The organism is Nocardia sp. NPDC058658, assembly GCF_042716665.1.
In the GTDB taxonomy this organism is placed as follows: Bacteria; Actinomycetota; Actinomycetes; order Mycobacteriales; family Mycobacteriaceae; genus Nocardia.
In genome coordinates this window covers 89,800-101,109 of sequence record NZ_JBHXRR010000024.1, presented here as the reverse complement: position 1 = coordinate 101,109, position 11,310 = coordinate 89,800, and the positions used below count along the sequence as shown (strand labels likewise).

The following is an 11,310-nucleotide window of genomic DNA, read 5'->3' as shown; positions in this document are numbered from 1 at the left end:
CCACCTGCGCCGATGGTACTGCACTCGACAGGGTGTGGGAGAGTAGGACACTGCCGGAACATCATTGCGAAAGGCCCCCAGCATTGCTGGGGGCCCTTTTGCGTTTTGCGACACCTCGACAGGCCCGGGCTCGCAGTCCGAACCATCAACATTTCAGAAAACCTCCATGCCTGAGGCCCCGGTGCGCGACCATGATGCGACGTCGCTTCGGGAGGTCACCATGGATTGGCTCTTCACACACCAGACACTGCGTCGTTGCGCGGCAGCCCTCGTGCTGCCTGCCGCACTGGTCGGCGCGGTGGCGACCGCGTCACCCGGTGGCGCGGCGCCCGCCCCTGATCCGCTGATCGGCGCAGTCGGTTCGGTCGCGGGTATCGCCGGAATCGAACTGCCTGCCACCTATGGCCCAGAGACCGCGATCGTGGTGCTCGGATACGGGCTGCTGCCCGACGGCACGATGCGACCCGAGTTGGGAAATCGCTTGCACGCGGCCCTTGTTCAGGCCTTCATGTCACCCGCCTCGCCGGTGATCGTGACCGGCGGAAACCCGCGCAGCGGTGTCACCGAGGCGCAAGTGATGGCCGATTGGCTCAATGTTCGTGGCATCGCCAGGCATCGATTGCACGCGGAGACCGAAGCCGGATCCACCGTGCAGAACGCGGAGTTCTCGGCCCGGATGATGGAAGCCCTCGGCGTCACCAAGGCCGTCCTCATCACCTCCGCCGACCACATGCGCCGAGCCCTGGACAACTTCCTCGCCGCCGGAATTCCGGTCGTCGCCACCATGACCCCGGACGCCGCCCCACTCTGGGCTCAGCCATACGGCACAGAAAAGTAGGCACTCCCTCTCCATCGCTGGATGAGTACATGGCCTGGCCAGCCGACAGTCGCGCCGATGTCGGTGATGCCGTTTACGATTCTGGTGGTGTCATTGCGGGGTTTGCGATGGCGCAATCGGAGTAATGGCGGATAGGGGAAACGTGATGGAACGGCCGGTGTGGGCGCCCGAGGGTGTCGATATTCAGTATCCGAGTCCGGCTCGGATGTACGACGCACTGCTCGGTGGTTCGCACAATTTCGCGGTCGATCGGGAGGCCGCGGAGCTCGCCATCAAGCTGGTTCCCGACCTGCCACGGCTGGCGCTGAGCAACCGAGCCTTCCTGCGCCGGGCTGTGCGTTTCATGCTCGACGCCGGGATACGGCAGTTCCTCGACATCGGGTCGGGCATCCCGACCGCGGGCAACGTGCACGAGATCGTCCATGAGCTCGACCCGACGGCACAGGTGCTCTACGTTGACATCGACCCGGTGGCGGTCGCTCACTCGCGGACCATTCTGGACGGTAATGAGCGGGCCGGCGCGATCGAGGCTGATCTACGTAAATCCGGCGATCTGCTCACAGCGGTGCGCGAGACCGGGTTGATCGACTTCGACGAGCCGGTGGGGTTGCTGCTGATCGCCGTGCTGCATCTGGTGCACGACGACGAGGATCCGATCGGCAAGGTCTCGGCGCTGCGCGAGGCGGTCGCTCCTGGCAGTTTCATAGCCATTTCACATCTCACATCCGAGCTGCGTCCTGAGGATGCCAGTAAACTTGGCGTGCAGTCGGTGAATCACGCGAAGGTCGGAATCCACTTCCGGTCCAGGGACGAAATCGTCGCGTTGTTCCGAGGATGGGACGCGGTCGAACCCGGCGTTGTCGAGCTGCCGCTGTGGCGGCCCGAGTCCGAGCGCGACCAGCACGAGAAGCCGGGCCGTTCGCTCGGTATGGGCGGGGTCGCGATCAAGAAGTGAGCCGCCCATACCGGGCGGTGTGAACGATGACAGGTGGATGAGGCAGTGGGGTCGTGGGAGCTGGCGCAGCGGTGGGCGGATGCCCTCGACGGCGTCGTCGCTCCCACGCTCAACCGCTCCCAGATCGACGAGATGCTGGCCGCCCTGTGCACCGGTCTGATCGGCGCGGCACGCGGCGGTGAGGACCCCGATGTGGCCCGCCGCGCCGCCCGGATGCTGGTGGCGGCGAACTACCGCGACCCGGCAGCCGTGAGTCGATCGGTGCCGGTGCTGTGCACGGACCTGGTCGAGGTGGCCGCCGACGGTCCATCCGACCCAGCGCTGACGCGGATCCGCGAGCGGGCGATCAGCCTTGCCGCCGACTTCGCGGCCGGCTTCACCGCCGCATTGCGGGCCGCCGCGCTGGCCGAGCAGGAGGCCACCCTGTCTGCGGTGCTCGCCGCGGCGCAGGAGGCCGAGACCCGCCGCGCGTTGTCGGAGGCCCGATTCGAGGCGGTCTTCGACGGCGCACTCGTCGGGATCGGCACCGTCGACATGTCCGGCCAGGTGGTGAACTGCAACGCCACCATGGCGCAGATGCTCGGCCAGACCCCGGAGACGATGCCGGGCCGGACCGTCGCCGACATACTCGGCCCACACAATCTGAACTTCGCCTTCGAACAACTGCAGCGCATGATCGCGGGCGAATCCGAGAGCTTCCGCACCGAGACCGAGCACCTGCACACCGACGGACGGGTGACCGCGATCGACCTGTCGATGTCGGCGGTGCGTGGTGCCGACGGTGGTATCGAGTTCCTGATCGGTGTCGCGGTCGACGTCACCGAGCGCAAACAGCTCGCCGACCGGCTGTGGCACGACGCCAATCACGACGCGCTCACCGGGCTGCCGAACCGCCCGCACCTGTTCAACCGGCTCGACGCGGCCGAGCCACCGATCGGGGTCTGCTACCTCGACCTCGACGGCTTCAAGGAGATCAACGACCTGTGGGGGCACGCGATCGGGGATCGTGTGCTCGAGGTCGTGGCCGACCGGTTGCGCCATGTTGTCGGCCCGGCCGACGCGCTGGCCGCCCGGATCGGTGGCGACGAATTCCTGGTGCTCGTCGAAAAGTGTTCGGGTGAGCCGCAATTGGCGCAGTTGGCCGAACAGCTGATGGCCGCGCTGACCGAGCCGCTCGAGGTGGACGGCCATGTGCTCGCCGTCGGTGTGAGCATCGGTACCGCGTTCTTCGCTGAATTGCCCAGCGCCGTAGACGAATTGGTGCACGTCGCCGATGCCGCGATGTACCGCAACAAGAACGACGCGCGCCGCGACCCGGCCCGGTAACCCCGGGCCGGGTTGATCAGACGGGTTGGTGCTCGCGCCGGGCCGCCCGCGCGAGTGAGCGATCCCGCTGCTCCTCGAAGCGAGCGACATCGCCGCGCAGCCGCTCGAGGAAGGCAGCCAGGTCCTCGCGGGCCGCCTCGCCACGCGGGCCGAAGTCGTTGCGCTCGAAGATGTTCCACTTGCGCAGCACCGGCAGTAGGACCTCCTCCAGGTGCTGGCGCAGGTCGTAGATGCCGTGCTTGGCCATCAGTACACCGTTACGCCGCCAGCCGGGCATACCCGCCCCCGGCATCTGGAAGTTCTGCACGATGGTGTTGATCGCCTCGATGGTCTGGTCGGGGGCCAGGTCGAGCGAGGCGGCGCACAGGTTGCGGTAGAAGATCATGTGCAGGTTCTCGTCGGCGGCGATGCGCGCGAGCATGCGGTCGGCGATCGGATCGTCGCACACGCGACCGGTATTGCGGTGGCTGACCCGGGTGGCCAGTTCCTGGAAGGTCACATAGGCCACCGAGAACAGGAATCCGGCGCCCGAGGCGGAGTGGATGTCGAAGCCAGGGGCCTTGTCGTCGACGACGGCCATCGCCGAATAACCGTTGGTCATGTGGATCATTCGCGCCTGCTCGAGCGCGACGGGATCGACGCCGCGGGTCACCACGAGGTAGTCACGCAGCACGATGCCGTGCCGGTTCTCCTCGGCGGTCCAGCGGCCGACCCAGGTGCCCCACGCGCCGTCCTTGGAGAAGTTCTCGGCGATCTCGCGGTGGTAGGAGGGCAGGTTGTCCTCGGTGAGCAGGTTGGTGATCATCGCCGCCTTGGCGAGTTCACTGAGCGCGGATTGCTCTGGGTCCCAATCGATTCCGCCCAGTGCTGCGAAGTTGCGGCCCTGGTCCCACGGCACGTAATCGTGGGGGTGCCAGTCCTTTGCCATCGCCAGATGCCGATCGACATTGCTTGCGGCGGTGGGTTCCAGCTCGATGAGTAGTTCCAGTTGGGTCAGGTTCCTGGCCACGCTCGTTTGCCCTTTCCGGTTAGTGAAAAGCGAGAGTTGCGTCGGTCCGGTAGTGTTGCCCGTCGTCACAATAGACCTGGCGCATCGCGCCTGGAAACGACACGGTACTTCTGGCTACTGTGACGGAATTTGGGCGCGTCGCGCCGAGTGCATATACGCTCCACCAGTTCAGCTCCATCAGCGGTTCCCGTTCAGTCGTGGCATAGCTAGAGAGAGTGAGCGAAAAATTATGACGGACATCGTGGTCACGAGCCTGGCGGCGACCACGTCGATCGCGGGCGACGTCGACTCGACCTGGAAGGGTCTGCTCAACGGCGAGAGCGGAATCGACGTCTTGGAAGATTCCTTCATCGACGATTTCGAACTGCCGGTACGGATCGGCGGCCACCTGAAGGTGTCGCCCACCCTCTCGCTCACCCGCGAAGAGGCGCGCAAACTGTCCTACGTCGAACAGATGGCCGTGGTGCTCGGGCGCGAGGTGTGGCGCAACGCGGGCAGCCCCGAAGTGGACCGCGAACGGCTCGGCGTCTCGATCGGCACCGGCCTCGGCGGCGCGGAATCGCTGATCTACGCCCGCGATCGCCTGCGTAACGGCGGCTACCGCAAGGTCTCTCCGCTGACTGTGCAGGCCATCATGCCCAACGGCCCAGCGGCCTGTGTCGGCATCGAATTGGGCGCGGGCGCCGGGGTTTCCACGCCGGTGTCGGCGTGCTCGTCGGGCTCGGAGGCGATCGCCAACGCGTGGCGGATGATTGTGATGGGCGATGCCGACATGGTGGTCACCGGCGGGGTGGAGGGGTCCATCCAGGCGGTACCGATCGCGGCGTTCACGCAGATGCGAGCCATGAGCACGCGCAACCACGATCCCAAGGCGGCCTCGCGTCCGTTCGACGTCGACCGCGACGGCTTCGTCTTCGGCGAGGCGGGCGCGATGATGGTGATCGAGACCGAGGAGCACGCCAAGGCACGTGGCGCGACGATTCACGCGCGGCTGCTCGGCGCGGGCGTCACCTCCGACGGGTTCCACCTCGTCGCACCGGATCCCGAGGGCACCGGCGCCGCGCGCGCGATGACGCGGGCGATGCAGACCGGTGGGATCAGCCGCACCGACGTCACCCACATCAACGCCCACGCCACCGCCACCCCGATCGGCGACACCGCCGAGGCCAACGCGATCGCCAAGGCCATCGGCTCGCACGCTTCGGTCTACGCGCCGAAATCCGCACTGGGGCACTCGATCGGCGCGGTCGGTGCGCTCGAATCGGTGCTCACCGTGCTGAGCGTGCGCGACAGCATCGTTCCGCCCACCCTGAATCTGGACAATCAGGACCCCGCTATCGATTTGGACGTGGTTTCGGGGCAGGCGCGGCGCGGTCGAATCGATTACGCGGTGAACAACTCATTCGGTTTCGGCGGTCACAACGTGGCGATCTCGTTCGGACGGTATTGACGATCTGCCCAGCAGTGGCGGTTTCTGGTCAATGTGCGTTGAAAAGGATTGGGAATGATCGGCGAAACATTCGACGACTATGTAGACGAACTGGGGACTATCCGGATTCCCGGTGATCAGACCCTGATCGACTTCGTCGACAAGCACAGTGAGGCCAACGGGGATGACCTGGCCTACCGCTTCATCGACTATTCGACCGAACGTGAGGGGGAATACCGGGAACTGACCTGGCGTGAATTCGGCGTGCGGTTGCGCGCGGTAGCCGCACGGTTGCAGCAGGTGACCCAGCCCGGTGATCGGGTGGCGGTGTTGGCGCCACAGGGGCTGGACTATGTAGTGGCGCTGTTCGCGGCGGTGTACGCGGGGAATGTGGCTGTGCCACTGTTCGATCCGGAGGAGCAGGGGCACAGCGACCGGCTGCACGCGGTGCTCGGCGATTGTGAACCCGCCGCGGTGCTCACCGTCGGCAGCGCGGCCGCGGGGGTACGCAATTTCTTCCGCGAACAGTCCGCCGCGCAACGGCCCAGAATCATTGCGGTCGAAGCGATTCCCGATACCGTCGGCACTCGCTGGCGCAGGCCCGACATCAATATCGACAGCGTGGCCTACCTGCAGTACACCTCCGGGTCCACGCGCGTGCCCGCCGGTGTGGAGATCACCCACCGCTCGGTGGGGACCAATCTGCTGCAGATGATCGACGCCATCGGGATCACCGAGAACGCGCGCGGGGTCACCTGGCTGCCGCTGTTCCACGACATGGGGCTGCTCACGGTGATCCTGCCGACCATCGGCGGCAAATTCATCACGATCATGTCGCCGAGCGCGTTCGTGCGCAGGCCCTCGCGCTGGATCAAGGAACTGGCCGCGCAGGCTGATGGTGCCGAAATCTATTCGGCGGCACCGAACTTCGCGTTCGAGCACGCGGCGATGCGTGGGCTGCCCAAGGGTGACGAGAGTCTGGACCTGTCGAATGTGATCGGTCTGATCAACGGCAGCGAGCCGGTGTCGGTGTCCTCGATGCGCAAGTTCAACGAGGCGTTCGCGCCGTACGGGCTGTCCAAGACCGCGATCAAGCCGTGTTACGGGATGGCCGAGGCGACCCTGTTCGTGTCGGCGACCAAGCGCGATGACGAGGCGCGGGTGGTCTATGTCGATCGTGGGCAGCTCAACGACGGTCGGATGGTGGAGTGCGACGAACACGCCGCGAACGCGGTGGCCCAGGTGTCGTGCGGGCATGTGGCGCGGTCGCAGTGGGCGGTGATCGTCGACCCGGCCACCGGGATCGAGCGCCGCGACGGCGAGGTCGGCGAGATCTGGTTGCACGGTGACAATATGGGCATCGGGTACTGGGGTCGGCCGGAGGAAACCGCGGAGACCTTCCACAACCGGGTGATCGCGCGCCTGCCGATCGGTAGTCGCGCCGAGGGTGCTCCCGATGACGCGAAGTGGATGCGGACCGGCGACTACGGCGCCTATCACGATGGCGAACTGTTCATCACCGGTCGCGTGAAGGACCTGGTGATCGTCGACGGGCGCAACCACTATCCGCAGGATCTCGAGTACTCGGCGCAGGAAGCCAGCACCGCGCTGCGGCCGGGTTTCATCGCGGCCTTCTCGGTGCAGGCGGGGCAGCTGCCCGCGCCGGTACGTGAGGCGGGGAGTGCGTCGGACCCGGCGGCGGAGCAGTTGGTGATCGTGGCCGAAAGAGCTACGGGTGCAGCGAAACTGGAGCCAGGTCCGATCACGGATGCGGTGCGGGCGGCCATCGCTCGCAGACACGGGGTGATGGTCAGGGATCTGCTGCTGGTACCTGCTGGGTCGATTCCGCGGACGTCGAGCGGGAAGATCGCCCGGCGCGCGTGCAAGGCGGCGTACCTGGACGGGACGCTGCGCGGTGGGTACCGCCAGCAGGCGTATCCGGACGCACCGGAGGAGTGAGAATCGGTCGGCCGCTGGGTATTCCGGCGGCCGACCGACTCAGTTCACACAGGGGATGGTGTCACCGATGTTGGTGGACAACGGTTTTCCCGCATCAGGGAGTGGCGTCGAGCCGGACGTAGTGGGCTTCGGCATCGTGGTCGGTGTCGTGGGGCTCAGTTCGGTGGGCATGGTGAAGTCGGCGCCGAGTGCGATGCGCACGCGCCCGTCCGCCACCGAGGGCGACGCGGAAACCGGAAGTCCGCCGAGGAGTTCCGCCAGCGCTTTCGCGTCGTCGGCGGCACCGAGGCCGTAGGTGATGGTCGAATACTGGCCGTCGTTCGAATCGCCGTTGCCGATGAGTCCCGCGCGGTAACCCCGGTCCGTCAGTGCCGCCGAGAGCACCGCGGCCTGCCCCTTGACGGTGCCCACATTGTGCACATCGACCACGCTCGTCGGAACCGGCACCGCGGCAGTGGTTTTCGGTTCCTCCTGGCCGAATGCCGCCCGCACCTCCCGCTTGATCGCGGCCGGGTCGACGATGTTCACGTCCTGACCGTCGATCACGTCGTAGCGCACCACCGGCAGCGTGCGGAATTCCACCGGCACCGAGCCTGCGGAGCCGAGATCACGGGCGAAGTCGAACAGATTCCAGCCGTCGGAGAGCACGATATCGCGGTGCGCCACATCCATCAGCTCCGCGAGTTGGCTCAGATTGGTCAGGGTGCCTGAGTCTTTGAGCGACTTGGCCACCGAGGTGAGAAATGCCTGTTGACGGTGGGTGCGGTCGAGGTCGCCGTTGAGCAGGCCGTGCCGTTGGCGGACGAACGCCAACGCCTGCGCACCGTCGAGATGCTGCCTGCCCGCGGGGAAGACGGCGCCGGAGAACTCGCTGTCGTCGACCGAGTGATTGAGACACACGTCGACACCCCCGACCGCGGTGGCCAGATCGTAGAAGCCGGCAAGGGAGATCTCGGCGAAGCGATCGATCGGCACCCCGACCAGATTGCGGACCGTGGTGACGATGGACGCGCGCCCCGCCTCGCGGCCGCGCCGCTCGAGCACGACCGGGTCCTTCTCACCCTGCTCGATCAACTTCGCCTGTACCGCAGCTTTTTTCAGCCCGTATGCCTCTTTGATCTTGATCTGCTGGTAGCCGGGGATGCCCGTCACCGGCACATAGTCGTCACGCGGGATGGAGAACGCCACCACCTTGCTGTGGTCGGCCGGAATATGCAGCAGGATCAGCGAATTCGCGTTGTAGCCGCCCTCGCTGCCGTCACCGGCGTGCAGCTGGTCGAGCACCTGTTTCGGTAAGTCGTTGCCGTTGAGGTCTTTACGGGTGTCCAGCCCGATCAGCAGGATATTGACGGCGCCGCCACCGGACCGCGGGGCATCCTCGCCGAGTGCGGTGGAGTGGGTGAAGCCGGAGTCGAAGTCCTGCTTGGCCGACCAGGCAAGGCCGGTGCCCGCGAGGACGGCCAGCGCTGTCGTCGCCACGAATGTGCGGGCCAAGATCTTTGCGGCGCGGTGAGCGCGTCCGCGGCGCGGGGTGCGGTGTTCGGTGACGTGCCTGCCCACGCGCTGCGGTCCCCGCCTGTGCTCCCGGCGCGGCAGGTCCGCCGGAAAGTCGTTGTCCCCGTTCACCGCAGCGCGCTACCTGCCTGCCACTGTTCCCACGGCACACTCCAGTCGCCGTTCTGCCACACCTCGAGCGGGGCGCCGCCGGTGTTCCTGATCTCGACCACGTCGCCCGGCTGGGAGAAATTGTAGAACCAGCGAGCGTTGTCGCCGCTGAGATTGAGGCAGCCGTGTGAGACGTTGGTGTTTCCCTGCGCCCAGATTGTGTCGTCGAGCTGGTGCAGATAGATGCCGTCGGTGCTGATCTTGGTCGCCCAGCCGATGGTTTCCTTGTACCCGAGCCGGGAGTTCACCGGCAGGCCGTAGGTGGAGGAATCCATGATCACCGGGTTGGCCTTCGCCATCACCGTGTAGATGCCAGGCTGGGTCCAGAAGGTGATGGTCTTGCCCGCCACGGTCTCGCTGCCGCCCCTGCCGAGCGAGGTGGGCATGGTCTTGACCAGCGTGCCGTTCTCGTACACCTGCACCTGCTTGTCGTTGTCGTCGACGATCGAGACGTGCGAGTCACCGACGGTGAAGCTGGTCTTGGTGTCTTCCTGGCCGTAGAGGCCGCCGCCGAGGTCCTTGCCGTAGATATCGGCGGCGAGGGTCACCCGGGTTCCGGATGCGTAGTAGTTCTCGGGGCGCCAGTGGGCGTTGCGGTTGTCGACCCAGTACCAGGAGCCGACGACAGGCGGATCGGTGGTGACGACCAGGTATTTTTCGGCGGTCGCGCGGTCAGGGACGTCTTCGTCGAAATGTGCCACGACGACCGTGCCGACGCCGAAGGTGCCCGACGACGACAGCGGGGTGCCGCCGGTGGTGCGGAAGGAGACCTCGGTCTGATTGTTGGGTGCCAGGGTGGAGAACGACGAGGTGATCGGGCCGACCTTGCCGGTGACGGTGACCGCCTCGGCGGTGACGGTGTAGGTGCGGCCGTAGCCGAGCGGCACCGACGGTTTCCACGCCGACTGGTCGGGGGTGAGGATGCCCTCGACGGTGCCGCCGTCCTCGTTGGTCATCGTGACCGTGGTGAGCTGCCCGTCGCTGGTGCTGACGCGGACCGGGCCGAGCGGGTCGATCTCGGTCGCACCGTCTGCCGGGGCGACCGAGATCGTCGGAACGGGAGGGGCGGCCGATTCCGGGCTCGAGTCGCCGGTCTCGGCGCAGCCCGCGACCAGCGCCAGGAGCACGGCGGCGAGGCCGACTCGGAAACGTAGTCCTGACATGCGCCCCTCCTGCTGCTCAGCTCTGTAAGCCGACCTCGACGTCGAGCGAGAGGTTGATCTTGTCGCCGATCACGGCGCCGCCGTCGGCCATCGGCATCTCGGTGGTGAGGCCGAAATCGCGGCGGTTGATGGTGGCGGTCGCGGAGAAACCGGCGACCGGGGCGTCGGCCATGCCGGGGCCGGTGCCGAGGAATTCGACGTCGAGGGTGACCGGGTGGGTGTTGCCGCGGATGGTGAAGTCGCCGGTGACGGAGAAGTCGGTGCTCATCGCCTTGAAGCCGGTGGCCTTGAAGGTGGCGATCGGGTGGTTGGCGACGTCGAAGAAGTCGGCGCTGGCCAGGTGCCCGTCGCGTTGGGCGTTGTCGGTGGTGACCGAGGCGACCTTCATCTGCACGTCGGCGTCGGCGATGCCATCGGGGTGAATCACGAGCGTGCCGGAGAAGTCGGTGAACCTGCCACGGACTTTGCTCACCATCAGGTGGCGCACGGAGAACTGCAGAGTGGAATGTGCGGGGTCGATGACCCAGGTTCCAGCGGGTAATCCGGTAGGGGCCGACATGGTCTCTCCTCACTTGGCGTTCCGGCGGTGTGCGGGTCTGCGAGCGTGAAGCGATTGCGTCAACCAGCCTAATGGACGCAGGCGCGTAGCGGCCTCAGCCGTTTGCGCATGGCCGGAGCGAAAGCGGAGGTACGCCTAGGCCCCGGTTGGCGCGGGCGGTCAGCCCTCGCTGGTGGCGCGTTCGCCGAGAAAGCGAAGGAGGGCGGGATCGGTGGAGGTGAAGCGGTCTGCTTCCTGTCCGCCGGTGCATTCGTACAGGGCGATAGTCACGGCGTCCGGCCGACGCGCGACAACCCGCCAGATCGCGCCGGAATCCTGCCAGCGGAGAAGGGTTTCGACCGGGTCGCTCACACGATCCACCGTAATGCGCCGCGATCGCGGATCGTTCGGTTGACCGAGGTACGTGA

Annotated in this window: 10 protein-coding genes; 5 read left to right on the top strand and 5 right to left on the bottom strand. The window is 66.4% G+C overall.

Features of this window, described 5'->3' with window-relative positions; translation table 11 throughout:
• Nucleotides 1–220: 220 nt before the first annotated feature.
• The 3 genes from ACFWUP_RS26295 (at nucleotide 221) to ACFWUP_RS26285 (ending at nucleotide 3,119) form a co-directional block, all read left to right on the top strand.
• Entirely contained in the window at nucleotides 221–838 is a 618-nt protein-coding gene (locus tag ACFWUP_RS26295) for a YdcF family protein (RefSeq protein WP_379238646.1), read from the top strand.
• 145 nt (nucleotides 839–983) lie between these two features.
• Entirely contained in the window at nucleotides 984–1,793 is an 810-nt protein-coding gene (locus ACFWUP_RS26290; RefSeq protein ID WP_379238645.1) for an SAM-dependent methyltransferase, read from the top strand.
• A gap of 33 nt (nucleotides 1,794–1,826) precedes the next feature.
• The gene (locus ACFWUP_RS26285) at nucleotides 1,827–3,119 is read left to right on the top strand and encodes a diguanylate cyclase domain-containing protein (RefSeq protein ID WP_379238644.1); all 1,293 of its coding nucleotides are present in this window, start codon (nucleotides 1,827–1,829) and stop codon (nucleotides 3,117–3,119) included.
• A 16-nt stretch (nucleotides 3,120–3,135) separates the two neighbouring features.
• Here ACFWUP_RS26285 and ACFWUP_RS26280 read toward each other — a convergent pair whose 3' ends face one another.
• Nucleotides 3,136–4,128 (bottom strand): acyl-ACP desaturase, encoded by a 993-nt coding sequence (locus ACFWUP_RS26280; protein WP_379238643.1) that lies wholly within the window; start codon nucleotides 4,126–4,128, stop codon nucleotides 3,136–3,138.
• Between the two features lie 202 nt (nucleotides 4,129–4,330).
• Here ACFWUP_RS26280 and ACFWUP_RS26275 point away from each other — a divergent pair, with 202 nt between their 5' ends.
• Together ACFWUP_RS26275 and fadD32 are read left to right on the top strand one after the other, a co-directional pair.
• On the top strand, nucleotides 4,331–5,578 hold the full coding sequence (locus ACFWUP_RS26275) for a KasA/KasB family beta-ketoacyl-ACP synthase (RefSeq protein WP_379238650.1): 1,248 nt from the start codon (nucleotides 4,331–4,333) through the stop codon (nucleotides 5,576–5,578).
• A gap of 57 nt (nucleotides 5,579–5,635) precedes the next feature.
• Nucleotides 5,636–7,516: a long-chain-fatty-acid--AMP ligase FadD32 gene (gene fadD32 / locus ACFWUP_RS26270; RefSeq protein ID WP_379238649.1), complete on the top strand. Its 1,881-nt coding sequence runs from the start codon at nucleotides 5,636–5,638 to the stop codon at nucleotides 7,514–7,516.
• 39 nt (nucleotides 7,517–7,555) lie between these two features.
• On the opposite strand, the gene ACFWUP_RS26265 is transcribed toward fadD32, so the two are convergent.
• From ACFWUP_RS26265 to ACFWUP_RS26250, 4 genes are all read right to left on the bottom strand, one after another.
• The gene (locus ACFWUP_RS26265; protein ID WP_379238642.1) at nucleotides 7,556–9,076 is read right to left on the bottom strand and encodes an LCP family protein; all 1,521 of its coding nucleotides are present in this window, start codon (nucleotides 9,074–9,076) and stop codon (nucleotides 7,556–7,558) included.
• 62 nt (nucleotides 9,077–9,138) lie between these two features.
• Nucleotides 9,139–10,344, bottom strand: coding sequence for an Ig-like domain-containing protein (locus ACFWUP_RS26260; protein WP_379238641.1), 1,206 nt, complete (start codon nucleotides 10,342–10,344; stop codon nucleotides 9,139–9,141).
• Nucleotides 10,345–10,360: 16 nt separating this feature from the next.
• Complete coding sequence (locus ACFWUP_RS26255) at nucleotides 10,361–10,903, bottom strand: YceI family protein (RefSeq protein WP_379238640.1); 543 nt, start codon at nucleotides 10,901–10,903, stop codon at nucleotides 10,361–10,363.
• 159 nt (nucleotides 10,904–11,062) lie between these two features.
• On the bottom strand, nucleotides 11,063–11,263 hold the full coding sequence (locus tag ACFWUP_RS26250; protein WP_379238639.1) for a hypothetical protein: 201 nt from the start codon (nucleotides 11,261–11,263) through the stop codon (nucleotides 11,063–11,065).
• Nucleotides 11,264–11,310 lie beyond the last annotated feature (47 nt).

Coding starts and splice junctions, on each gene's coding strand:
- ACFWUP_RS26295 (WP_379238646.1), top strand. CDS start 221: ATGGATTGGCTCTTCACACACCAGACACTGCGTCGTTGCGCGGCAGCC.
- ACFWUP_RS26290 (WP_379238645.1), top strand. CDS start 984: ATGGAACGGCCGGTGTGGGCGCCCGAGGGTGTCGATATTCAGTATCCG.
- ACFWUP_RS26260 (WP_379238641.1), bottom strand. CDS start 10,344: ATGTCAGGACTACGTTTCCGAGTCGGCCTCGCCGCCGTGCTCCTGGCG.
- ACFWUP_RS26255 (WP_379238640.1), bottom strand. CDS start 10,903: ATGTCGGCCCCTACCGGATTACCCGCTGGAACCTGGGTCATCGACCCC.